Origin of the sequence: Rhizobium sp. LjRoot258 (assembly GCF_964254185.1) — a bacterium.
In the GTDB taxonomy this organism is placed as follows: domain Bacteria; phylum Pseudomonadota; class Alphaproteobacteria; order Rhizobiales; family Rhizobiaceae; genus Rhizobium.
In genome coordinates this window covers 1,305,869-1,329,858 of the sequence record NZ_CAXUST020000002.1, presented here as the reverse complement: position 1 = coordinate 1,329,858, position 23,990 = coordinate 1,305,869, and the positions used below count along the sequence as shown (strand labels likewise).

Genomic DNA, 23,990 nt, shown 5'->3' with positions numbered 1-23,990 from the left:
AATGACCGGTGAAAAAGCGGGCAAACCGCTCCTCCTCACCAATGTGAAGCCGATGGCGTTTGGCGCTGCAGAGCCTTTTGGCGCGATCGACATCCTCGTCGGCGCCGACGGCAAGATTGCCGCAATCGGTCCTTCCCTGGCCAGCCCTGGTGACGCCGAGCGCATCGACGCCAGGGGCGCCTGGATCTCGCCCGGCTGGGTCGACCTTCACGTGCATATCTGGCACGGCGGCACGGATATCTCCATCCGTCCGTCGGAATGCGGCGCCGAGCGGGGCGTCACGACGCTGGTTGATGCGGGCTCCGCCGGCGAGGCCAACTTCCATGGCTTCCGCGAATACATCATCGAGCCGTCGAGAGAGCGCATCAAGGCCTTCCTGAACCTCGGCTCGATCGGCCTTGTCGCCTGCAACCGCGTCGCCGAACTGCGCGATATTCGCGACATCGATCTCGACCGCATCCTCGAATGCTATGCACAAAACAGCGAACACATTGTTGGCCTCAAGGTGCGCGCGAGCCATGTCATCACCGGCTCCTGGGGTGTCACGCCCGTGAAGCTCGGCAAGAAGATCGCCAAGATCCTCAAAGTGCCAATGATGGTGCATGTCGGCGAACCGCCGGCACTCTATGATGAGGTGCTCGAGATCCTCGGCCCGGGTGATGTCGTCACCCATTGCTTCAACGGCAAGGCCGGTTCAAGCATCATCGAAGACGAGGACCTCTTCAATCTTGCCGAGCGTTGCGCCTCCGAGGGCATCCGCCTTGATATCGGCCACGGCGGCGCGTCCTTCTCCTTCAAGGTAGCCGAGGCAGCCATTGCGCGCGGTCTTTTGCCGTTCTCCATTTCAACCGATCTTCACGGCCATTCGATGAACTTCCCGGTCTGGGACCTGGCGACGACGATGTCGAAGCTGCTATCGGTCGGCATGCCGTTCGACAAGGTCGTGGAGGCCGTCACGCATGCGCCGGCCTCCGTCATCAAGCTGTCGATGGAGAAACGCCTGGCGGTTGGTGAACGGGCGGACTTCACCATCTTCGACCTCGTCGATGCCGATCTCGAGGCCACCGATTCCAACGGCGACGTCTCTCGCCTGCACAAGCTCTTCGAACCGCGCTATGCGGTTATCGGATCGGAGGCGATCACGGCCAGCCGTTACATTCCGCGCGCCCGCAAGCTCGTCCGTCACAGCCACGGCTATTCGTGGCGGTGACCGGCATGTCTAAAACCGCATGACAGGAGCAGACGTGAATACGTCCCCAGCAAAGGCCGCGGCAGCGGTGCAAACACCCTATGAGCGTCTGGCCGCGCTCGGCATTACATTGCCATCGGCGCCGGCGCCCATCGCCAATTTTCTTACCCATGTGCGCGAGGGCAACGTTCTTTATCTATCCGGCCAGGGCCCGCGCGAGGCTGACGGTCATCTCCATTCCGGCAAGGTCGGCAGCGACGTCAGCGTCGAAGAGGCCTATCAGCATGCGCGGCTCACCGGCATCAACCTGCTTGCGGTCATGCACGACGCTCTTGGTGACCTCGCCCGCGTGAAGCGCGTGGTCAAGCTGCTCGGCATGGTCAATGCCGTCCCGCACTTCGAAAATCATCCGAGCGTCATCAACGGATGCTCCGACCTCTTTATCGAGGTCTTCGGCGAGGCCGGCCAACATGCCCGCTCCGCCGTCGGCTTCGGTTCCTTACCTGGCAACATCACCGTCGAGATCGAGGCGATCGTCTCGCTCAACGATTGAGGAGGTCTAAGTCAGTGATTGCGCCATCCCATCAGCGTCTCGATCCGCTGCGCCGACATCCGCACATGTTCGGTGTAGTGGTGCTCGTCGGAAAGCACCTTTTGTTCCGGCAGCACGATCGAAATGGTGGCAACGCACTGGCCCTCCCGGTCGCAAACCGGCGACGCGATGCAGGCAACCGCGTAGTCCGACTCGGCGACCTGGATCGACAACCTCTCCCCGAAAGCTTTCCCAGCCGCGTCGGAAAGGGTGCGCGCGTCGATCAAAGCGCGTCCGGTCGGCGACGTTCGGGCGCAACGCTTGAACAGCTCGATCCGCTCGCTCTCGGGCAGATGGCCGACAAGGAGCCTGCCGGATGCGGTCCAGTTCAACGGCACGCGGGTGCCGACGCGCGAAGCGACCTGGAAATGGCTTGGCCCGTCCGCCATGGCAAGCACCAGCATGTAGTCGCCGTCGCGCCCGCAAACCTGCACTGTTTCCCCGGCCTGCCGGCAGAGATCGTGCATTTCATGGGTGGCGACGCTCATAAAATCCAGCGACCGGGCATAAGCGAGACCATAGTGGTAAAGACGAGACCCGAGCCAGATGGACCCATCCGAATTGCGAGCAAGCATGTTCTTTTCGACCAGATCGTCGATGATGACATAAACGGTGGAAAGCGGCGCCTGGACCGCCTTGGCGATTGCGTACGCACCCGCAGGCGTGCCGGTTTCGTAAAGATAATCAATTACCTGCAAGGCACGATCAATGCCGCTGACGCGAGAGCGGCGCGCGCCCTTGGCTTCGGCTTCGCCGACCGACACGGCCTCTTTGAGGGGTGTTGCGGATGACGTCTTTGTGTCCAATTCAACGCTCCTCGTCTGATTTCGAGAAGCTATTACATTACTATGGCATAGCTGTCGATGGCAATTCGCAGCCGGCCGTCACTTTGGAGAGATAGAATGTCCGATGATATCCGTACCAAGATCGGCCTGCGCCCGGTCATCAACGTGTCCGGCACGATGACGAGCCTCGGCGCCTCCATCGTTGTTCCCGAAGCGATCCAGGCGATGGAAGCGATCCTGCCGCAATTCGTCGAGATCAACGACCTGCAGCGCAAGGCAAGCAAGGTGATAGCGCGGCTGACCGGCGGTGAAGCCGGCTTTGTCACGGCGTCCTGCTCGGCAGGCATCAGCCTTGCTGTCGCCGGTGCCATCACAGGTGACAACCTGCTTGCCATCGAGAAGCTGCCGGATACGACCCCTGAGAAGAACGAAGTCATCGTGCAAATGGGGCATGTGGTCAGCTATGGCGCGCCGGTGGATCAGGCGATCCGGCTTGCCGGCGGCAAAGTCGTGCTGATCGGACAGGCAACGTCAACGCATCGTTTCCACATGGAGAATGCCATTAGCGACAAGACGGCAGCCGCCGTCTATGTTGTGTCCCATCACGTCGTCGACTATGGCCTGCTGCATCTCACCGAATTCGTCGAAATCGCCCATGCCAAAGGCGTTCCGGTCATCGTCGATGCGGCCTCCGAATACGATCTCAGGCTGTTCTTGGCGCAAGGAGCCGATGTCGCGCTTTATTCCGGCCACAAGTTCCTTGGCGGCCCGACCTCGGGCATCGTTGCGGGCAAGAAAGAGCTGGTGCGCAGCGCCTTCCTGCAGAACATGGGGATCGGCCGCGGCATGAAGGTCGGCAAGGAAAGCGTCTATGGCACCATGGCGGCGCTGGAAGCCTGGGAAAAGCGAGACCATGCGGGCATCCGCGAGCGCGAGACCGGCTATCTTCATCTGTGGAAGGAAACGCTGGGCGAGCGCCCGGGCATTACGGCGCTGATCGAGCCGGACCCGACCAACAACCCGCTCGAGCGCATGCGGGTGATCGTCTCGCCGGCCGAAGCGCATATCACCGCCTGGGATCTCGCCGCAGCGCTCGGCCGTGGCGATCCGCCGGTGATCGTGCGTGACCACGAGGTAGAGCATCACTATTTCTACCTCGATCCGTGCAACCTCCATCCGGGTCAGGAGAAAATCGTCGCTGCCCGCCTGACCGAAGAGCTCGACAAGGCGCGCGCCTCCAACGAAGTCATCGCCACGCCGATCGAAAACCGCAGCAGGCACCGCTTTGACAGCATGCTGCGCTGGCCGGATTAAGCGTCACCGGGCGGGAAACGACAAAAGGAAGGAAACGACTATGAGCGCCGCAGAGCCAAACACAATCCTTTCCGCCGATCCGGTTCTGTCCGTCCAGAACCTCACCACCTCGTTTCTGGTGGATGGCGACTGGAAGCCCGTCGTACGCGACGTTTCCTTCTCTGTGGCACCGGGAGAGACTGTCGCGATCGTCGGCGAGAGCGGCTCGGGAAAAAGTGTCACCTCGCTCTCCATCATGCGTCTCTTGCAGCCCGATACGAGCCGTATCGAAGGCAAGATCATGCTGGGTGGTCGCAACCTGTTGTCGCTAGCCGAAGCAGAGATGCGCAAGGTGCGCGGAAACGATGTCTCGATGATCTTTCAGGAACCGATGACGAGCCTCAATCCGCTCTTCACCATCGGTGACCAGATCTCGGAGGCCTTGCTTTGCCACACGGCAATGTCGAAGGCAAAGGCCAAGGCCGAGACGATCCGGCTGCTGGAAAAGGTCCGCATCCCTTCCGCTGCGGCTCGCTTCGACGAGTATCCGCATCGCTTTTCCGGCGGCATGCGCCAGCGTGTGATGATTGCCATGGCGCTTGCCTCCAAGCCAAAGCTTCTGATCGCCGACGAACCGACGACGGCACTCGACGTGACGATCCAGGGCCAGATCCTCGACCTCATCAAGATGCTGCAGGACGAAGAAGGGACATCGGTGCTTTTCATCACCCATGACATGGGCGTCGTTGCCGAAATCGCTGACCGCACGGTCGTCATGTATCGCGGCGAACAGGTGGAGACCGGTGCGACAGGCGACATCTTCCACCGCGGAAAGCACCCTTACACCCGTGCTCTGCTGTCTGCCGTACCGGTGCTCGGGTCGATGCAGGGATACGAGCGGCCGTTGCGCTTTCCTGTTGTCAACATCGCGACGGGTGAAGCCGATACGCAAGTCGAGGTGCCCGACACCGTTGCCAAGCACAGGCCCATCCTCGAAGTGAAGGGGCTCACCAAGCGGTTTGACATCCATTCGGGGCTATTTGGACGGTTAAGCGGCCGTGTGCATGCCGTCGAGAACGTCTCCTTCGACCTTTTCGCTGGCGAGACGCTGTCGTTGGTTGGCGAGTCCGGTTGCGGCAAATCAACGACCGGCCGCGCCATCATGCGGTTGATCGAACCGAATTCGGGAGCCGTCATCGTTGAAGGCCGCGACATGCTCGCGCTCGACAAACAGGAGATGCGAAACATGCGCAAGTCCGTGCAGATGATTTTCCAGGACCCGTTTGCATCGCTCAATCCGCGCATGACGGTCGGCCGGGCGATTGCAGAGCCATATCTCGAGCACAGGATGGGCACGGCCAAAGACGCAAAGGACGTGGTAGCCGACATGCTGGTGAAGGTCGGCCTGACACCGGACATGGCGAGCCGCTATCCGCATGAATTTTCCGGCGGCCAGCGACAGCGCGTCTGTATCGCAAGGGCGTTGGCGCTCCAGCCCAAAGTCATCGTCGCTGATGAGAGTGTCTCGGCGCTCGACGTCTCGATCAAGGCGCAGGTTATCAACCTGATGCTTGACCTGCAGCAAAGCCTAGACCTGGCCTTCCTGTTCATCTCCCATGATATGGCTGTCGTTGAACGCGTCAGCCACCGGGTGGCCGTGATGTATCTTGGCGAGATCGTCGAGATCGGACCTCGTGTGGCCGTCTTCGGCAATCCACAGCACGAATATACCAAAAAGCTCATGGCCGCCGTTCCGGTGCCAGATCCGGATCGACGTCGCCAGAAGCGCATGGCCGCGACCGAGGAGTTGAAAAGCCCGATCCGGCCCGTAGAATACGAGGCCGGACGGCGCCAGTATCGAGCTGTTTCACCTGGACATCTCGTGATAGCCTAGCAGTTCGAGGCTGATCAGCATTTTTCTCATTACATGAGGCACCCGCCGGGCGAACGACCTGACGGCAAGCACCCAAGACTATCGGGCAAACTCAGCCAGAGCCCTTTAGACATCTCGGTTTGCCTGTTGCGTGGAAATCTTCCTGGCAGAATTGGCCGAAATCGCTTGCCCTTGCGCATCTTGCTTGCATTTAGTTAGCGTCCTGTATTGTGGGGAACTTTTGAGCATTCTGAGGCATTCTTGATCATCTTCAAGGAGGACGTCATGAAGTGCTGGCGCTATACTGCTGTCACGGCGCTGTTTTGGATGGTGACGGGAGGCGCATATGCCGATGAGGCGCCCTTCCTCCAATCGCTCGCCGGCGATTGGACGGGCGGGGGCATGATGAAGCGAACCACATCCTCGTCCCCCGTCAACCTCAGCTGCAACTTCAAGACCGAGGCGAGTGGCGAGGCGCTTTCGATGAAGGGGATTTGCCGCGGAATGATCGTCGTCACGCGGGCGGTTTCTGCCAACATCAAGGTCAATGGCGCGCAGTATGCCGGCAGTTACGTCGGCCCCTCAGGCGGCGTTTCCGGCCTGCGCGGAACGCGCAGTGGCGATGCTATTAATCTCGCCGTGCGCTGGTCGAAGGTGATCAACGGAGATCGCAGTGCGAGCATGACAATCCAGCGCGTGGATACCGATGCGATCCGTATCCGAACCGTCGATATGGATCCGGCGTCCGGCCAGCAAGTGGTAACAAGCGATCTCAACCTGCGTCGCAACTGACCTTGTTTGCGGAAAGACAACCTCTCGTCGCAGCCAGTCGGGCAACCTATATAGAGCGCAAAAAGCCGGCGATTTCCGCCGCTGAACCGGAGACATGTATGAGCCGCGACCCATACGAGCTTCTCGGCGTGAGCAAGGACGCCACGCAGAAAGACATTCAAAGCGCGTTTCGTAAGCTCGCCAAGAAACTTCACCCCGACCTTAACCCCGGCGACAAGAAGGCAGAGGACCGTTTCAAGGAGATTTCGGCTGCTTATGAGCTGCTGAGCGACGAAGAAAAGCGCGGGCGCTTCGATCGCGGCGAGATCGACATGACGGGCGCCGAGCAGGCGCGACGCCACTATTATCGGGACTATGCCTCGACGGCGGGCGCCGACAATCCCTACCATAACAGCGCCGGTTTTGCCGATTTCGGCGACAGCGACGACATCTTTTCGAGCTTCTTTTCGCGGCGGGCCCGGGGCGGCGAATCCCGCGCACGAGGCCAGGACCGGCATTACGCGATGGAGGTCGATTTCCTCGATGCCGTCAACGGCACGAAGACACAGATCCGCTTGCCCGATGGACCGGCGCTCGATTTGCAGATACCGCCGGGAACGCGTGACGGCCAGACGCTCAGACTTCGAGGCAAGGGCGAGCCTGGTATCGGTGGCGGCCCGTCCGGAGATGCGCTTGTCGAAATTCGGGTGCGCCCGCATCGCGTCTACATCCGTGATGGTGACGATATTCGCTTCGATCTGCCCATAACGCTGCGTGAGGCGGTGCTCGGCGGCAAGGTGCGCGCGCCAACGCCGTCGGGTCCCGTCAATCTCACGCTGCCGCCACACTCGAATACAGGAAAGCTTCTGAGGCTGAAGGGCAAGGGCATTCCGAAGAAAGGCGGCGGCGCTGGAGATATCTATATCTCGCTGAAGATCGTGCTGCCGGATGTGCCCGATCAAAAACTCACTGACTTCATGACCGGCTGGACGGCAGGCGAAACGCAGGATCCGAGAAAGGGCATGGGAGAATAGCCATGGATGATCTTGAATTCCGCCGTTTTCTGAAGATCGACGTGACGGTGCTTGAGGTTTGGGTCGAGCAGGGATGGTTGCTGCCGCAGACACGTGACGGCACCCGCGACTTTCGCGATACGGATGTCGCGCGGGCGCAGCTCATCCTCGACCTGACCCGAGACATGGGCGTCAACGACGCCGGCGTCGACCTCATCATGGACCTCGTCGATCAGATTCACGGATTGCGCGGAACGCTTCGCGAATTGCTTGCCGCCATGGAGGAGCAGGACGCGGAGGTCAAGCACAGGCTGCGTGGCAAGCTGGACGATCTCGCCGGCATCCGAGGCCTTTGACCAATCGCCTGATGACTTGTGCTCGCCGAGCCTGGCGATATCATCTCAAAAGACGGACTACCCCTCGGGAGGCGAAAATGACCCAGGATCACCATCACGATCCGATCGACTGGCGCGAGCATGGCGTAAAGGTCATTCCGGGCAATTCACTTGACCCCAATACGGCGCAGACGCCCGGAATGAACCGGGCGACGGCGATCAACCATGCACGCGCGGGGGCCGAGAAGATATGGGCCGGTACCGTCACCATCCACGCGAACGCGAAGACCGGCGCCCATCATCATGGCGATCTCGAAAGTATCATCTATGTCGTGAAGGGAAAAGCGCGCATGCGCTGGGGCGATCATCTCGAATTTACCGCGGAGGCGGGCCCCGGTGATTTCATCTATGTGCCGCCTTACGTCCCCCATCAGGAAATCAATGCCAGCCGTGACGAAACTCTCGAATGCGTCGTCATCCGGTCCGGCCAGGAGCCAGTCGTCGTCAATCTCGATATCGAGCCGGTCGAAAAGCCGGAGGACGTGCCGTGGATCGATCCGATCCACCGGTAACGGAAAGCCTCACGGCGAATCCTTGAGAATGGCCGCGAAGCTCGGATCGAAGGCGCGGCTGATCGGATCGGCGGCTGCGCCAAGTGCGACGGCCCACGGATCGGTCATGCCAAGCTGGAAGCGAGGAATGACCCGGCTACGGCGATCAGCGATGGATGGGGGGAGAGGATGCATGGCCTCGACCAGACGTCGCGCCAGGGCCTCAGGCGCGCCACCGCAGAGTATGACGGTCTGCGGATCGAAGATCGATTCGATCAGATGCACGCTCCAGCGCAGATCCATCACCGCTTCCTCGATCCAGCTGTTAATTCTCGCATCGTTCTTCAGCGTGAGTTCGTTCACCATCGCATAGACGCCGGGATCTGCCGGATCGATTGCCAGATGCTGGTAGAGCGAGGCGAGTGAGGCGCGATGTTCGAGCGGTGTCGGACTGCCGCTGGCCGAAAGGAGCGCCATGCCGATTTCGCCCGCATTGCCATGCGCACCGCTATAGAGTTCGCCGCCGAGGATCAGGCCGGCACCGATGCCGTAGCCGAGATAGAGGCAGACGGCGTGATCGAGCCCGTGGGCAGCGCCGACCATGCGCTCAGCCGTCGCGCACGCGGCCGCATCGTTTTGCAGACGAACGCCAAGGCCTGTGCCTGTCGCAAGCGTTTCCAGCAGCGGAAATTTTTGCCAGGCCGCCATCATCCAGGGATCGTCGCCGGTCACCTCGACGCCGAAGGGGCCGGGCATTGCCGCGCCCAGACCAACGAGCCGGCCCTCCGATTGGGCAACCAGGCCCGCAAGCTCACGGCGAACCTTGTCAATGAGCTCGAGAATGACCGCTGCCCCACGCGACGGCCCACCCGGCGGCAGGTTCGCCTCGGCCCGGGTCAGCACATTGCCGACAAGATCGACGGCGATGGCACGGCTCACGTGACGATCAATCTGCAGCCCGATCGCAAACGCCCCCTCCGGCACCAGTCGAAAAGGTGTCGATGGCTGGCCCCTGCCCTTGCGGATGGCCTCCTGCGCTGTGACGAGCCCGTCCTGCTCAAGTTCGTCGATGATGTTCGACACGGTCTGCTTGGTGAGCTTCGTGGCGCGCGCCAGATCCGCGCGTGAAAGCGGCCCATTCATCCTCAAGGCGTCCATCATCACCCGCCTGTTGTGGGCGCTGGTGCCTTCGTGATTGGTGCCGCTCTTTGCCCGTATTGGGCGCGTGTCGTTCATCCTGAATTCCCTCTTGACAGCAATAGAATATTGAAGAAGAAATAAGTCAAGACAATTGACTTAATAAGGAACCGAAGAGTTCCAAGGGAACGCAGAGAGCCAAAAGACGGCTCTGACGACGCTCCGAATCTGGCAGCCGGCAAGCCGGGTGTCATTTCGACAGCTGACGGCGGCGACAGCCGCCCTCAGGAATTGGGTGAATGTCAAGAAACTGGAGGCTGGAATGTTGAAATCCTTAAACAAGACGCTGCTTGGCGCAGCACTGATCGGCGCATCGTTTGCGCCGCACGCCTTTGCTGAAATGACGATCAACGCGCTGTTCATGGCGCAGGCGGCCTATAGCGAGGCCGACGTCCGTGCCATGACGGATGCTTTTTCAAAGGCGAACCCCGACGTCAAGGTCAATCTCGAATTCGTTCCCTACGAGGGCCTACATGACAAGACCGTGCTCGCTCAGGGGTCCGGCGGCGGTTACGACGTCGTCCTCTTCGACGTCATCTGGCCGGCCGAATACGCAACCAACAATGTGCTGGTCGACGTCTCCTCGCGCATCACCGATGACATGAAGAAGGGCATTCTGCCGGGCGCATGGACGACAGTTCAGTACGACAGCAAATATTATGGCATGCCGTGGATCCTCGATACCAAGTACCTGTTCTACAACAAGGAAATCCTGGAGAAGGCCGGCATCAAGACCCCGCCGAAGACCTGGGACGAGCTGAGCGAACAGGCAAAGATCATCAAGGACAAGGGCCTGCTGGCGACGCCGATCGCCTGGAGCTGGTCGCAGGCCGAAGCCGTGATCTGCGATTACACGACACTTGTCAGCGCCTATAAGGGCGACTTCCTGAAGGATGGCAAGCCGGACTTCCAGAATGGCGGCGGTCTCGACGCGCTGAACTATATGGTGTCCAGCTACAAATCCGGCCTGACGAACCCGAACTCCAAGGAGTTCCTGGAAGAGGATGTCCGTAAGGTCTTTCAAAACGGCGATGCCGCCTTCGCGTTGAACTGGACCTACATGTACAACATGGCGAACGACCCGAAGGACAGCAAGGTCGCTGGCAAGGTCGGCGTTGTTCCGGCGCCGGGCGTTGCGGGCAAGAGCGAAGCGTCGGCCGTCAACGGCTCGATGGGCCTTGGCATAACCACTGCCAGCAAGCATCCAGATGAGGCTTGGAAGTACATCGCATTCATGACCTCCCAGACGACCCAGAACCAATACGCCAAGCTCAGCCTGCCGATCTGGGCCTCCTCTTATGAGGATCCGGCGGTGACGAAGGGCCAGGAAGAAATGATAGCAGCGGCCAAGATCGGACTCGCCGCTATGTATCCACGCCCGACCACGCCGAAGTATCAGGAACTCTCGACCGCCCTGCAGCAGGCGATCCAGGAATCCCTGCTCGGCCAATCCTCGCCGGAGGACGCCTTGAAGTCGGCAGCCGACAACAGCGGTCTCTAAGCGATATAGCCGTCCAGGCGGCCCGCGCCGCCTGGCCCCACTGTCACAATCCGATGAATTGAGAGGGCGCCCGATGTCCGGCACCTGGATGACGACCCGCGCGTGGCTTTTGATGTTGCCGCTGCTTGTCGTGATGATCGCGGTCATCGGATGGCCGCTCATCGATACCATCGGCCTGTCTTTCACCGACGCCAAGCTTGTCGGCACCGCCGGCAACTTCGTCGGCATCGACAATTACGTGAAGATGATCTCCGGGTCGAATTTTCAGCGAAGCTTGATCACGACCACTTGGTTCGCCGTGATTTCGGTCGCCGCCGAAATGGTGATCGGCGTGCTTGCAGCGCTTCTCCTCAACCAGGAATTCCGCGGCCGCGCGCTGTTGCGTGCGCTGATGATCCTTCCCTGGGCGCTGCCAACGGTCGTCAACGCCACGCTCTGGCGGCTAATCTACAATCCGGAGTACGGCGCGCTTAACGCAGCACTAACGCAAATCGGCCTGATCGACGCCTATCGCTCGTGGCTCGGCGAACCGGGCACGGCACTTGCCGCCCTGATCGTCGCAGACTGCTGGAAGAACTTTCCGCTGGTGGCCTTGATTGCGCTCGCTGCCTTGCAGGCAGTCCCGCGTGACATCACCGCCGCCTCCCTGGTCGATGGCGCAGGCCCCTTCGCCCGCTTTCGCTTCGTGATCCTGCCCTATCTCGCCGGTCCGTTGATGGTGGCATTGGTGCTGCGCACAATCGAAGCCTTCAAGGTGTTCGACATCATCTGGGTAATGACCCGTGGCGGCCCCGCCAACAGCACAAGAACATTGTCGATCCTCGTCTATCAGGAGGCGTTCTCATTCCAGCGTGCCGGCTCCGGCGCCTCGCTGGCACTGATCGTCACGTTGCTTGTGACGCTGCTTGCCGTCGCCTATGGCGCGCTGGTGCGCAAAACCGCAGGGAGTGCCGCCTGATGGAACGCAAGAGCCCGATCTTTTCAGCCTTCGTCTATGTCTGCGCCCTGTTGCTTGCCGCCATCATCTTGGCGCCGATACTGTGGCTGTTCGTCATGAGCATCTCGCCGGCCGCCGATCTTGCCGCAAAGCCGCTGCCGTGGTGGCCGCAGTCGGCTGATTTCTCGCGTTACGGCGTTCTGCTGTCGACCATCGAAAACAGCGCGGGTGCCGCCTTCACCTCGTCGCTCAGAAACAGCATCGAGGTTGCCGGAATGGCGACGATCGCCGCGATCGCGCTTGCCATTCCGGCGGGTTGGGCTGTGTCGCGCACCCCTTCCGTCGGCTGGTCGCTGTCGATGGTGGTTTCGACCTACATGCTGCCGCCGGTCGCGCTTTCCGTGCCGCTCTACATGGGCCTGTCCTATCTCGGCATGTTGAACAACGTCTTCGGCCTTGCACTGGTTTATCTGACGATCCTCGCGCCCTTCACCACATGGCTCATGAAATCAGGCTTCGATTCCATACCGAAAGAGATTGAAGCTGCCGCGATGATCGATGGCGCGGGCCTGTTCCAGACCTGGAAGATCATCACTCTGCCGCTCGCAATGCCGGTCGTTGCGACGTCGGCGCTGTTTGCCTTCCTGCTGGGGTGGGACGAATTTTTCTACGCGCTGCTCTTCACCTCCGATCAGCGTGCCAAGACACTCACGGTTGCCATTGCCGATCTGGCCGGCGGCCGTGTCTCCGATTACGGATTGATCGCAACCGCCGGTGTGCTCGCCGCCCTGCCGCCGGTGCTCATCGGTCTCGTCATGCAACGCGCCCTGATTTCCGGGTTGACCAGCGGCGGCGTGAAGGGATGACAAGCACCATGGAAGCGACACGACCAACCGGCCTGATTGCAATCGATCGCGAGATGGCGCGTCAGCATGCGGATGCGCTGGCGTCCTACGATGGCGCAAAGCTAATTGCTCAGGCGATCGCCGCCTCGCTGAAAAAGAACGGCAGCCTCCTTCTCCTCGGTATGGGCGGATCTCATGCCGTCGGTCGCGCAGTCGAGCCGCTCTATCGCGCACTCGGCATCGATGCCATCGCTCTACCCCTTTCCGAACAGCTGGGGCAACCGCTGTTGCTCGACGGCAGAACCGTCATCATTACCTCTCAATCGGGCGAAAGCGCCGAAGTCGTGCGCTTTTTCACCGAGACCGGAGGCGGCGCTCACACGTTCGGCCTAACGCTGGAGGCAGGATCATTTCTCGCGCGCACGGCACCTTCCCTCGTCGGCGCTGGAGGCTCAGAGTTGGCGTTTGCTGCGACCCGCAGCCTGACCGTCTCCTTTGCCCTGCATCTGGCCGTGCTGGCGGCCCTTGGTGACAATCCGGCCGCCGCGCTTGCCGCTCTGACCTCCCCCGAGCGTCCGAACATCGATGCTGCTCTTGCAGCTTTGGATGGCGTGGCGAGCGTCGTCACGTCGGGACGGCGCCTGCAGGGCCTTGCCGAAGCGCTGGCACTTGGCCTGACGGAACTCGCCCGTCTCCCCTGCTTTTCGCTCGAGGGCGGGCAGTTGCGGCATGGACCCATGGAAATGCTCGGCCCGGCGATCGGCGTCATCCTTTTCCGAGGCCACGACCGCACTGCAAGCTTGGTCACCGCCATGGCGGTATCGGCGGTCGAAACCGGCGCTCCGGTCATCATCTTCGATGCATCTGGCGAAGAGCCTGTTGCTGGCGGCGTTACCATCGGCTTCAGGCCGGCTTCGGGTCTTGCCGCGATCTTCGCGATGCTGCCTGTGGCACAGCGGTTGATGATTGCCTTTGCCGACGCGCGTGTTGAGAACGCCGGTACGCCGGTGCGTTCGACAAAGATCACCAGGAGCGAATGATGCGTCCTCTTGCTGTCATCGGAAACGTCAATATCGACCTTATTCTCGGTCCCGCAGCCCCCTGGCCGAAGGCCGGCACCGAGATCATCGTCGATCATGACGAGTTGCGCGTGGGCGGAGCGGCCGGCAACAGCGCGCTCGCCTGGAATGGCCTCGGCGTCGAGTTCGAGATCGCGGCCAATGTCGGCAACGATCAGTTCGGCCGCTGGCTGAGCGAGGCCTTCGCAAAGCGCTCCGCGAAATGGCCAGTGCGCGCCGAGCAAACGACGCTTTCTGTCGGCATCACGCATCCCGATGGCGAGCGCACCTTCTTTACCACGCGTGGCCATCTACCTCGATTCAGCCTGGCCGATGTGCTCGCCGTTCTCGACGGCGCCAAGCTTTCGGGCGGCTATGCGTTGCTCTGCGGCTCGTTCCTGACGGACGATCTCACGCGCCAATACGATGCTTTCTTCGACTGGGCTGATCGGCACCAGATCGCGGTCGCGCTCGATACCGGCTGGCCGCTCGACGGCTGGACGAGGGACAATTGCGATGCCACGCGACGTTGGCTGTCGCGCTGCGCAATCGCGCTTCTCAACGAAGTGGAGTCCACCACCCTTGCTGGCCTCGACGATCCGGTGGAAGCGGCGGCCGAGATCCGATCGCATATGCCGGACGGCGCGATCGTCGTCGTCAAGCGCGGACCAGATGGGGCGCTGGCGATCGGCGCGGACGGACAAAGCATCTCGGTTATGGCCCCCTCGGTCAAGGTCGTCGATACGATCGGCGCAGGTGACGTCTTCAACGCGGGCTTTCTTGCAGCATTGGCGCAAGAAAAATCTCTCGCTGACTGCCTGGCGGCGGGAACCGAGGTCGCCTCGCGGGCCATTTCCACCCTTCCCCGCAACTACGGCGGTCAATCAATGTCCGAGGAAACCGCTCCATGAGTGCGCTTGAAATCGTCAATATCCGCAAGACATACGGCGACGTCGAAACCTTGAAGGGCATCGACATCGCGCTCGAAAGCGGCGAATTTCTCGTGCTGCTCGGCTCTTCGGGCTGTGGCAAGTCGACCCTGCTCAATATCATCGCAGGCTTGGCCGAAGCCACCAGCGGCGACGTGCGCATCGGCGCGCGCTCGGTCCTTGGCGTGCATCCGAAGGATCGCGATATCGCCATGGTCTTCCAGTCCTACGCGCTTTATCCGAACCTGACTGTCCACCGCAATATCGGCTTCGGCCTGGAAATGCGCAAGGTTCCAGCCGTCGCGCGTGACCAGGCTGTGCGCGATGCAGCCAAGCTGTTGCAGATCGAAAGCCTGCTCGAACGCAAGCCAAGCCAGCTGTCCGGCGGCCAACGCCAGCGCGTTGCGATCGGCCGGGCGCTGGTGCGCAAGCCGGAGGTCTTCCTGTTCGATGAACCACTGTCCAATCTCGATGCAAAATTGCGCATGGAGATGCGCACCGAACTCAAGCGCCTGCATCAGATGCTCAAGACCACGGTCGTCTATGTAACGCATGACCAGATCGAGGCCATGACGCTTGCCACCCGCATCGCGGTCATGCGCGACGGGCGGATCGAACAACTTGGCACGCCGTCAGAGATTTACGACCGGCCCGCAACGCTCTACGTCGCCACCTTTGTCGGTGCCCCGCCAATGAACCTTCTGAAGGTTACGGCTCGCGGCAGCGAACTTCAGATCGACGGCAGCGAGACCATGCTGCCCCTGCCGGAGGGATTTGAAACCCGGGCCAAGGATGGCCAGAAGCTGATTGCAGGCATACGGCCGGAGGCACTTCGACTTGGCTCGTCCGGCCTCACGATTCCGGTGACGTGCGAGGTTGCCGAATTGACTGGGCCCGAGCTTGTCATCACCGCTTTCGTCGGCACGCAGCGCATGACGGCCTGCCTGCCGTCGCGCACGGCATTGGAAAATGGCCAGCAGCTGATGCTTTCCTTTGATCGGGAGGCAATCCACCTCTTCGACGCAGAAACCGGATTACGCTGCAACTAGCGGATCGTCACGCCGATTTGCGGCCAGCGACAAATTCGTTCATGACCTCAAAGGAGAACGCACCAATCGGCAAGCTGGTTTGCCCCTCAAGCGCCAGGTCGGCGAGAATTTCGCCAACGACGCTCGTGAACTTGAAGCCATGCCCGGAACAGGGCGATGCGACGACCACGTTCGAATGGCCAGGAGCAAAATCGAGCAGGAAATCCTCGCTCGGCAGCATCGTATAGCGGCACGTAACGGCATTGACCCGCAGCCCTGCGGCGGCAGGCACGCGCTTGGAGATAAAGCCATCGAGCAGGGCCGTGTCCGCATCGTTGACCGCAGGGTTGGATTGGTTGGGATCGATCGGCTCGCGGAAATGCGCATGCCGGCCGACTTTGACGCCATCGGCACCGATCGCCGGAAAGCCGAAATACGAGCCCTCTGCGCCCTCATCCCGGAGGAAGCAGGGCATGCGTTGCGGTTCAGTGGCAAAGCGGTCGCGCGGCTGATACCAGGCAACGACCTGGCGGATCGGCACGGCATGCTGTCTCAATTGCGGAACGAGCTCAGCGATCCATGAACCGGTGGCAACCACGACCTTCCTGGCGCGGTAGTGGCCGTCAGCCGAGCGGATCGTCACACCACCGTCGCCCGGCTCGATCGCAATCACCCGTTCGCCGAAATGAAGGACGGCTCCGTCCTGGGCCGCAAGTTTGAGATAGCCCATGACAGCCGCTTCGGGCCTCAGATAGCCGCCCTGAGGATCGAGGACGGCGATGTCTTCGTCATCTAGTTGGAAGGCAGGGAACCGACGCGCCATGTCCGCCCTGTCGAGGACCTCGTGCGCCAACCCGTGCATCTTGCAAGACGCGCGCGTTCCCGCAACGATCTTGCTGCTCTCGGCGCCAATCTGGAGGACGCCGGTAATGGTCAAAATGTCTGTACGAAGCCGCGCCTCCAGATCGCGCCAGTTGCGATAGGCGCGCCGTAGGAGCGGCACATAGGATGGATCTTCGAAATAGCCGAGCCGGATCAGGCGGCTGTCCCCATGCGAGGAGCTGAGCGCGTGGGCGGGAAAATAGGCGTCAATGCCAATCGTTCTGGCGCCGCGCGCTGCGAGAAAGGAAAGTGCTGCACTTCCCATGGCCCCGAGGCCGATAACGGCAACGTCGAATTCAACTGTCATTTCTGTTTCCTCAGCTTGCGGCCGGCGGCGCTTCTTCCCGGATCAGGGTGCGGACCGCTTCCATGTCGCCGGCAAGCGGACGATCGTCGCCATAATGCGGAACGACCTGGCGTACGGCATGGTGGATCGCATCCGTCCCCCTGGCGCGCGCCGCCGTTGACGCAAGGAAGTCATGCGCCTGGGCAGCCGCCATTAACTCGATTGCGACGATATATTCGGCGTTGTCGATCACCGACAGAAGCTTGTTTGCCGCAGCCGTCGGGTGCGCAAGAAAATCCTCCTGGAGACCGGAGGTCAGGCCGCCGTCGGTGGAAGCGGGTGCAGCCAGCCTGCGGTTCTCGTTGCTGAGCGCGGCTGCGGTATATTGCGCGATCATGAAGCCGGAATTGCTGCCGGCGTCGCTCGCCAGGAACGGCGGTAGACCGCTGACCAGCGGATTGACGAGCCGGTCCATGCGACGCTCGCTCATGGCAGATATCTGCGCGATGGCGATCGCCAGGCTGTCCGATGCCTGCGCAAGCGCGGGCGCCACGGCATGGGCCTCTGATGAGACAATCGGATTTTCGGGCGTCCCTGAGACGGCCGGATTATCCGTGACGGAGGCAAGTTCGCGATCGACAACGTCAGACGCATTGTCAAAGACGTCGCGAGCCGCACCATGGGCATGCGGGATCGAGCGCAGGCTCAGTGCATCCTGCGTGCGTTTTCCGAGCGCTGCTGCGACCAGCCCGCTGCCATCAAGGCGTCGTCTCAACGACGCACCAACATGCGCGATGCCGCGCGACGGACGAAGCGCCAGGACGGCTTCGTCGAAGGCCGCCACCTGGCACCCTGAGGCCTCCAGCGTCAGGGCAGCGACCGCATCCGCCCAGTCGAGCAGATGGCTCGCGCGCGCCAATGCGACGCTGGCTAGACCGGTTGCACAGGCCGTACCGTTGACGAGGCTCAATCCCTCCTTCGCACCGAGCACGAGCGGTGCAAGACCGATGGCGCTCAGCGCCTCGCGGCCGTTCATGCGCTTGCCCGCCACCTGCGCGCTTCCCTCGCCGATGAGGACGAGCGCGGAATGGGCATTGTGCGTGAGATAGCCGGCTGAGCCTTTTGACGGGATATCCGGCACGCAGTCGTGCTCCAGAAATGTCGTCAAGTGGCGGACAATATCGGCCCGCACACCGGAATGGCCGTGGGCAAAATTGGCGATTTGCGCCGCGATGATCGCGCGGACCTCGCGCACCGGCAACAGCTCCCCAACGCCGCAGGCGTGGCTGAGGATGATGTTGCGTGACAGCCGGCTCTGCGAGTGGCGATCAACCACCGTATCCGACAGCGCCCCAACGCCGGTATTGATGCCATAGGCGCGCACGCCCATCTCGACGATGCGTTCGACGATATGGCTGGCATTGTCGACCCGAGCCCAGGCAGCAGGAGAAAGCGCAAGCGTCTCGCCCGCTGCGACGCGTGCCACGTCGCGCCAGCCGATCCGTGTGTCGATGGTGACCGTCATTGCCCGCTTCCGAAATGCCCGATGAACTGGCGGAAGGCGGGCGACGCGCCGCCACCGAACATCTCGTCCGGCGTACCGCTGCTTTCGACCAGGCCTTCCTTCATGAAGACAACGCGGTTGGAGACATTGCGGGCAAAGCTCATCTCATGCGTAACGACCAGCATGGTCATCCCCTCCTCGGCAAGGGCGCGCATGACACGCAGCACTTCACCGACGAGTTCCGGGTCGAGCGCCGAGGTCGGTTCGTCGAAGAGCATGACTTTTGGTCTCATCGCCAGCGCCCGGGCGATCGCGGCGCGCTGCTGCTGACCACCCGACAGATGCGCAGGATAGGCATGGCGCTTGTCGGCGATGCCGACCTTTTCGAGCAGCGCCTCGGCCTCGGCGATGCACTCAGCTCGGGGGCGTTTCAGGACGTGGACCGGTCCCTCGATGACGTTCTGGAGGATCGTCATGTGCGACCAGAGATTGAACGACTGGAAGACCATGCCCAATTCCGAGCGAATGTGGTCGACCTGTTTCTGGCTGGCAGGCCGGCTCGTGCCGCCCTTGTGGATCATGCGGATCTGCTCGCCATCCACCCAGATCTCGCCGTCGGTTGCCGTCTCCAGCAGGTTGATGCAGCGCAGGAAAGTGGACTTGCCGGAGCCGGAGGCTCCAAGCAGCGAAATGACGTCGCCATCCTGGGCATCGAGAGAGATGCCGCGCAGGACCTCGTGCGTGCCGAAGCTCTTGCGGATGTTGCGGACGGAAAGTCGGGTAACGCCTGGCATGAAAGCTCCAATCGTGTCCGTTCAGCTCTCAGGCTTTCAGCGCCGGCGGAATCGCGCGGCGGTGTCGCGAGAGCGAATATTCGAGCAGGGACATCGCCTGCAGAATGATGAAGTTGAGAACGAGGTAGATGATGGCCGCACAGAGGAATATCTCCATCGTGCGGTAGGTCTGCGAGATCAGCCGCTGTGCCACGCCGGTCACTTCCCATACGGTCACCAGGCTCGCGAGCGCCGTCGATTTCATCATCAGGACGATCTCGGTGGAATATGCCGGCAGCGCGTGGCGAAACGCGATCGGCGCCAGGATGCGACGCACGAGAAGAGCACCGGACATTCCGATCGAACGTGCGGCCTCGATCTCACGCGGAGAGACGGCGCGAATGCCGCCGCGGAAAATCTCGGCCGTATAGCCGGCCGTGCAGAGCGCCAGGGAAAGAACGGCGCAAACGAACGGTTCGCGCAGGAACGTCCAGAGGAACGAGTAGCGGATGAAGCCGAACTGACCGAGCCCGTAGAAAACAAGGAACATCTGGATCAGAAGCGGCGAGCCGCGAAAGATGAAGATATATCCCTTGGCAATGGCTGAAAGTACCGGATTGCCGCCGACGCGCATCCAGACAATCAGGAGTGCCAGAATACCGCCGGAGACGATCGAGAGGGAAAACAGCGCCAAGGTCATCGGGACGGCCTTGAGCAGCGTGGTCATCGTCTGGGTGAGAAAAGCGAAATCCATCGGACTACCTCACGCCTTTCCCATGGCCGCTGTCGGCATGCTACGATTGGCCCGCCGCTCGGCGCCGTTGAAGATGCGGTCGGAAAGGCTCGTCAGGATAAGATAGAGAGCGCCGCCAACGATAAAGAACAGGAAATACTGTCGCGTGGAACCGGCCGCGACCTGGCTGGTGCGCATCAGCTCCGCCAGGCCAGTCACGGAGATCAGCGCCGAATCCTTGAGGCTGAGCTGCCAGACGTTGCCAAGGCCGGGGATTGCGAAACGCAGCACCTGCGGGATGATAATTCGGCGAAACCGCAGGCCACGATGCATGCCGATGGCAGATGCCGCCTCCAGTTCGCCCTTGGAAATGGCAAGGTATGCCCCGCGGAAAACTTCCGCCTGGTAGGCGCCGGAGATGATGCCGACGGCCAGTGCACCGGCGAGGAAGGAGGGCAGCCCGAGGAAGCCCTCGTAGCCCATCGCCTTGCCGATCGAGGTGACCGCGGAGGACCCCCCGAAATAGATGAGATAGATGATGAGCAATTCCGGCACGCCGCGAAAGACGGTCGTGTAGACGTTGCCGAGTGCGACAAGGGACGTCTTGCCAGAGAGCTTTGCAGCAGAGATTATCGCACCAAGCACAGCGCCGATCGCAAGCGCACTTGCCGTCACGCAGAGCGTTATCAGTGCGGCCAGCAGAAGCAGTGCGCCCCATCCGGTCGAGCCGAATCCAATCAGTTCCAGTGTTGCCATATCACATCCCCCGCGCCCGCCGCTGTTTCGGCGGTGTCAGAATAGCATGCGGCCCCCGGCATTGAAGCCGGAGACCGGGACTTCCGGCCTTCGCCGGAAATCAGTTCTGCGGGCTGACGTCGACCTTGAACCACTTCATCGACAGGTTCTTTACGGTGCCGTCGGCGAGCGCGGACTTGATCGCTTCGTTGAACTTGTCGCGAAGATCCGTATCAGCCTGGCGCACGCCGAGGCCTTCACCCTCGCCCCAGATCGGGCCGACAATTTCAGGGCCGGTAAAGGCCAGACTGTCGTTTGCGGACTGGAAAGCATTGGCAAAATAGACGGCATCGTCAAAGCCGAGGTCGATGCGACCGTTCTGCAGATCGAGATCGCGGTCGGCGCCGGTCTTGTATTCACGAATCTCGGCAATGTCGCCGAAATTGTCGTAGACGAACTTCGCATAAACGGTCGCCGCCTGAATGCCGATCGTCTTGCCCTTGAAGGCCTCCTTCAGCGCATCGACTTCCTTAACGCCGGTCTGACCAGGCGTCATCTTGATCGTCGCGCCGGTGCCGGCTGCGTTGGCAAGCGGACTATCCTTGGCGGTTGCGAAAGCTGCAGGCGTGGCAGCGTAGGGAATGGTAAAGCCGATGACCTTCTTGCGGTCCTCGGTGATCGACAGGGCATCCATGATGACGTCGAACTTGCCGGCATTGAGCGCCGGGATCATGCCGTCCCAGTCGGAAGCGACGAGCTTGCATTCGATCTTGGCGCGTTCGCACAGAACCTTGGCAAGTTCCGGCTCGAAGCCGCCGAGCGTGCCGTCGGCATTGGTCATGTTCCAGGGCGCGTAAGCGCCCTCAAGCGTAATCGTGGCAGTCTTCCAGTCCTTGGCGGCAACAGGCGCGGCAAAGGCCGAAAGCGCAAAAGCGCTGGAAAGAAGAAGCGCGCTGAATTTCATCGGTTGGATCTCCTCTGAAGTGACAATTGACTTGCAGTTCGACACCGGTCTTCGCCGGCTTGCTCGATGCCGGCCTTTTGCTTGGCCGATCTTTCGAGAGGTTGTATAGGGTACCATATGAGATATTTTGTGTTATGCAAGAGGAAAGTCGATTTATCGAGCGGATTCCGCCGTTGCAAAAGGAATGAGCAATGAAGCGCCCAAGCGAGATGAAACGGGACAACGATACCGCACCGCTCTATGCCGGTGTCAAGCAGATGATTCTCGACCGCATCCATAGCGGCGAGTGGCCCCCGAAGCATCGCGTGCCTTCCGAAAACGAACTGGTGAGCGAACTTGGCGTCAGCAAGATGACCGCCAATCGAGCGCTGCGTGAACTTGCAACCGAGGGCGAACTGGTCCGCATCCAGGGTGTCGGCTCCTTTGTCGCGGAACGCAAGGGTTATTCGGCTCTGTTCGAGGTGCGCAACATCGCCGAAGAGATTGCCGAACGCGGCCACGCCCATGAGGCCCGCGTCGTGGTTCTCGCCCAGGAAACGGCGTCTCCCGAAACGGCTGACGCGCTCGAACTCGATATCGGCGCGCCTGTGTTTCACTCCTTGATCGTGCACAGCGAAAATGGCGTGCCGGTGCAGATCGAGGACCGTTTCGTCAACCCGGCGGCGGCCCCCGACTATCTCGCACAGGATTTCGCCTCGCTGACACCGAACGCCTATCTGACGGCCGCCGCCCCGCTCAGTGGCTCGGAACATATCGTCGAGGCGGCAATGCCGCAGTCCTGGGAGTGCAAACTGCTGACAATCCTTAAAAGCGAGCCCTGCCTGGCGATACGCCGCCGCACCTGGTCGGGCCGGCGCGTGGTCTCCACGGCCCGCCTCATCTACCCCGGCCACCGCTATCGGCTCGAGGCGCGCACCGGCAAGATGTTCGAGCAATAGCCATTAGGTTGTATATGGAACATCCGCCTGGCACTCTTGCGCATGTCAATGCAATCCGCGGATAGCCAATCGCAATGGCCTTGCGCAACTCCAGCAGAGGCTCATAGTCCGCGTCCGAGACGGTGGAAAGGCCTGAAAGCGAAAGTGTTTGGCTGACGCTCGCCAAGGAGGGCTCGGCGATCGCCGCCTGAAGCGCCTCGTAAGACCGTGTGTCCTTCTTCGGGAGTGAGGTGGCTCACCCTAGACTGATCTTCCGGCTTGATGTGTGCAATTGCATGGGAGACACGACAGACCACGTCATAACAGCCGTAGGCTCACGGGTTCACACATTGGCGGAGGCGGGACAACGACAGGGGAATGTCCGTTCACCGCTTGGTGGCCGGCAGGACCGATGCCCGCAGTAAGACAGGAGCAGCCTCGGATCAGTCAGCCTGGCACGTCGAGCCCGATATCCAATGTCGGGGCACTGTGCGTGCACCAGCCAACTGACACGAGATCGACGCCCGAGGCGGCGATTGCAGCGACCGTCGAGGGAGTTACACGGCCCGAGGCCTCGGTGATTGCGCAGCCATTGACGATCGCGACCGCTTCGCGCAGCTGCGCAGGCGTCATATTGTCGAGCAAGACTGCGTCGACATCCTCCTGCAGCGCAGCACGTAGCTGCTCGAGCGTATCCACTTCGACCTCAATCTTGACCATGTGTCCGACGCCGGCGCGGGCCCGACGGATCGCCTCGACCACGCCGCCGGCGATCGCGACGTGATTGTCCTTGATCAGGACGGCATCATGGAGCGCAAACCGATGGTTCATGCCGCCGCCGGCGCGAACCGCATATTTTTCCAGGGCGCGCAGTCCGGGAGTCGTCTTGCGCGTGCAGGCAATCGATGCCTTCGTACCCCTGACGGCCTCGACCAGACTTGCCGTCACGGTCGCGATGCCCGAGAGGTGGCCGAGAAAATTGAGCGCCGTGCGCTCGCCGGTCAGCAAGCCGCGCGATGGCCCGTTGATCGTGGCAATGGTGTCGCCGGGCCTGACTTGGGAACCATCCTCCAAATGGCGGGTCATCGTGATCGTCGGCTCGACGAGATGGAAAGCGAGCTCGGCGGCATCGAGACCGGCAATGACACCGGCCTGCCGCGCCACCATGACGAGCGACGAGCGATGATCTGCCGGGACAACCGCGGCCGAGGTGATGTCGCCGGCAAGGCCGAGATCTTCGACGAGGGCGCCGCGCACCAGCGGTTCAATGACAAGTCGCGGCAAAGGGGCAAGAAACAT

Annotated in this window: 24 protein-coding genes; 15 read left to right on the top strand and 9 right to left on the bottom strand. The window is 61.5% G+C overall.

Going from position 1 to position 23,990, the window contains the following annotated elements; genetic code table 11:
- Position 1 precedes the first annotated feature (1 nt).
- Complete coding sequence (locus ACSQ9D_RS27040; protein ID WP_436284904.1) at positions 2–1,210, top strand: amidohydrolase/deacetylase family metallohydrolase; 1,209 nt, start codon at positions 2–4, stop codon at positions 1,208–1,210.
- 19 nt (positions 1,211–1,229) lie between these two features.
- Positions 1,230–1,742 (top strand): RidA family protein, encoded by a 513-nt coding sequence (locus ACSQ9D_RS27035; RefSeq protein WP_436284903.1) that lies wholly within the window; start codon positions 1,230–1,232, stop codon positions 1,740–1,742.
- A gap of 11 nt (positions 1,743–1,753) precedes the next feature.
- On the opposite strand, the gene ACSQ9D_RS27030 is transcribed toward ACSQ9D_RS27035, so the two are convergent.
- Entirely contained in the window at positions 1,754–2,587 is an 834-nt protein-coding gene (locus ACSQ9D_RS27030) for an IclR family transcriptional regulator (RefSeq protein WP_436284902.1), read from the bottom strand.
- Between the two features lie 96 nt (positions 2,588–2,683).
- Between ACSQ9D_RS27030 and ACSQ9D_RS27025 the strand changes: the two genes are divergently transcribed.
- The 6 genes from ACSQ9D_RS27025 (at position 2,684) to ACSQ9D_RS27000 (ending at position 8,423) form a co-directional block, all read left to right on the top strand.
- The gene (locus ACSQ9D_RS27025; RefSeq protein ID WP_436284901.1) at positions 2,684–3,880 is read left to right on the top strand and encodes an aminotransferase class V-fold PLP-dependent enzyme; all 1,197 of its coding nucleotides are present in this window, start codon (positions 2,684–2,686) and stop codon (positions 3,878–3,880) included.
- Between the two features lie 40 nt (positions 3,881–3,920).
- Positions 3,921–5,753 carry an ABC transporter ATP-binding protein gene (locus tag ACSQ9D_RS27020; protein WP_436284900.1) on the top strand — a complete coding sequence of 611 codons (1,833 nt, stop codon included), beginning with the start codon at positions 3,921–3,923 and terminating at the stop codon, positions 5,751–5,753.
- Between the two features lie 264 nt (positions 5,754–6,017).
- Positions 6,018–6,524, top strand: coding sequence for a hypothetical protein (locus tag ACSQ9D_RS27015; protein ID WP_436284899.1), 507 nt, complete (start codon positions 6,018–6,020; stop codon positions 6,522–6,524).
- Between the two features lie 98 nt (positions 6,525–6,622).
- Positions 6,623–7,537 carry a DnaJ C-terminal domain-containing protein gene (locus ACSQ9D_RS27010; RefSeq protein ID WP_436284898.1) on the top strand — a complete coding sequence of 305 codons (915 nt, stop codon included), beginning with the start codon at positions 6,623–6,625 and terminating at the stop codon, positions 7,535–7,537.
- A gap of 2 nt (positions 7,538–7,539) precedes the next feature.
- Positions 7,540–7,872 carry a chaperone modulator CbpM gene (locus ACSQ9D_RS27005; protein ID WP_436284897.1) on the top strand — a complete coding sequence of 111 codons (333 nt, stop codon included), beginning with the start codon at positions 7,540–7,542 and terminating at the stop codon, positions 7,870–7,872.
- Positions 7,873–7,949: 77 nt separating this feature from the next.
- A complete protein-coding gene (locus tag ACSQ9D_RS27000) occupies positions 7,950–8,423 on the top strand; it encodes a cupin domain-containing protein (protein WP_037121162.1) in 474 nt (157 codons plus the stop codon).
- A gap of 9 nt (positions 8,424–8,432) precedes the next feature.
- On the opposite strand, the gene ACSQ9D_RS26995 is transcribed toward ACSQ9D_RS27000, so the two are convergent.
- On the bottom strand, positions 8,433–9,638 hold the full coding sequence (locus tag ACSQ9D_RS26995; protein ID WP_436284896.1) for an ROK family transcriptional regulator: 1,206 nt from the start codon (positions 9,636–9,638) through the stop codon (positions 8,433–8,435).
- Positions 9,639–9,861: 223 nt separating this feature from the next.
- Between ACSQ9D_RS26995 and ACSQ9D_RS26990 the strand changes: the two genes are divergently transcribed.
- The 6 genes from ACSQ9D_RS26990 (at position 9,862) to ACSQ9D_RS26965 (ending at position 15,918) form a co-directional block, all read left to right on the top strand.
- Positions 9,862–11,100, top strand: a complete 1,239-nt coding sequence (locus ACSQ9D_RS26990; protein ID WP_436284895.1) for an extracellular solute-binding protein — start codon at positions 9,862–9,864, stop codon at positions 11,098–11,100.
- A gap of 73 nt (positions 11,101–11,173) precedes the next feature.
- A complete protein-coding gene (locus ACSQ9D_RS26985; RefSeq protein WP_436284894.1) occupies positions 11,174–12,058 on the top strand; it encodes a carbohydrate ABC transporter permease in 885 nt (294 codons plus the stop codon).
- Positions 12,058–12,903, top strand: a complete 846-nt coding sequence (locus ACSQ9D_RS26980; RefSeq protein WP_436284893.1) for a carbohydrate ABC transporter permease — start codon at positions 12,058–12,060, stop codon at positions 12,901–12,903. Before ACSQ9D_RS26985 ends, ACSQ9D_RS26980 begins: the two co-directional genes overlap by 1 nt.
- Entirely contained in the window at positions 12,900–13,922 is a 1,023-nt protein-coding gene (locus tag ACSQ9D_RS26975; protein ID WP_436284892.1) for an SIS domain-containing protein, read from the top strand. The genes ACSQ9D_RS26980 and ACSQ9D_RS26975 overlap by 4 nt, the downstream gene beginning before the upstream one ends.
- Positions 13,922–14,851, top strand: coding sequence for a PfkB family carbohydrate kinase (locus ACSQ9D_RS26970; RefSeq protein WP_436284891.1), 930 nt, complete (start codon positions 13,922–13,924; stop codon positions 14,849–14,851). Before ACSQ9D_RS26975 ends, ACSQ9D_RS26970 begins: the two co-directional genes overlap by 1 nt.
- Positions 14,848–15,918, top strand: a complete 1,071-nt coding sequence (locus ACSQ9D_RS26965) for an ABC transporter ATP-binding protein (protein WP_436284890.1) — start codon at positions 14,848–14,850, stop codon at positions 15,916–15,918. Before ACSQ9D_RS26970 ends, ACSQ9D_RS26965 begins: the two co-directional genes overlap by 4 nt.
- A gap of 7 nt (positions 15,919–15,925) precedes the next feature.
- Here ACSQ9D_RS26965 and solA read toward each other — a convergent pair whose 3' ends face one another.
- From solA to ACSQ9D_RS26935, 6 genes are all read right to left on the bottom strand, one after another.
- Positions 15,926–17,086 (bottom strand): N-methyl-L-tryptophan oxidase, encoded by a 1,161-nt coding sequence (gene solA / locus ACSQ9D_RS26960; protein ID WP_436284889.1) that lies wholly within the window; start codon positions 17,084–17,086, stop codon positions 15,926–15,928.
- Positions 17,087–17,096: 10 nt separating this feature from the next.
- Positions 17,097–18,590 (bottom strand): HAL/PAL/TAL family ammonia-lyase, encoded by a 1,494-nt coding sequence (locus tag ACSQ9D_RS26955; RefSeq protein WP_436284888.1) that lies wholly within the window; start codon positions 18,588–18,590, stop codon positions 17,097–17,099.
- Entirely contained in the window at positions 18,587–19,363 is a 777-nt protein-coding gene (locus ACSQ9D_RS26950; RefSeq protein ID WP_047517743.1) for an ATP-binding cassette domain-containing protein, read from the bottom strand. Before ACSQ9D_RS26950 ends, ACSQ9D_RS26955 begins: the two co-directional genes overlap by 4 nt.
- Positions 19,364–19,391: 28 nt before the next feature.
- A complete protein-coding gene (locus ACSQ9D_RS26945; RefSeq protein WP_436284887.1) occupies positions 19,392–20,096 on the bottom strand; it encodes an ABC transporter permease in 705 nt (234 codons plus the stop codon).
- Positions 20,097–20,105: 9 nt separating this feature from the next.
- A complete protein-coding gene (locus tag ACSQ9D_RS26940) occupies positions 20,106–20,831 on the bottom strand; it encodes an ABC transporter permease (protein WP_436284886.1) in 726 nt (241 codons plus the stop codon).
- A 100-nt stretch (positions 20,832–20,931) separates the two neighbouring features.
- A complete protein-coding gene (locus ACSQ9D_RS26935; RefSeq protein WP_024317200.1) occupies positions 20,932–21,774 on the bottom strand; it encodes a transporter substrate-binding domain-containing protein in 843 nt (280 codons plus the stop codon).
- A gap of 191 nt (positions 21,775–21,965) precedes the next feature.
- Here ACSQ9D_RS26935 and hutC point away from each other — a divergent pair, with 191 nt between their 5' ends.
- Positions 21,966–22,712 carry a histidine utilization repressor gene (gene hutC / locus ACSQ9D_RS26930; protein WP_436284885.1) on the top strand — a complete coding sequence of 249 codons (747 nt, stop codon included), beginning with the start codon at positions 21,966–21,968 and terminating at the stop codon, positions 22,710–22,712.
- 426 nt (positions 22,713–23,138) lie between these two features.
- Here hutC and nadC read toward each other — a convergent pair whose 3' ends face one another.
- Positions 23,139–23,990: a carboxylating nicotinate-nucleotide diphosphorylase gene (nadC, locus tag ACSQ9D_RS26925; RefSeq protein WP_436284884.1), complete on the bottom strand. Its 852-nt coding sequence runs from the start codon at positions 23,988–23,990 to the stop codon at positions 23,139–23,141.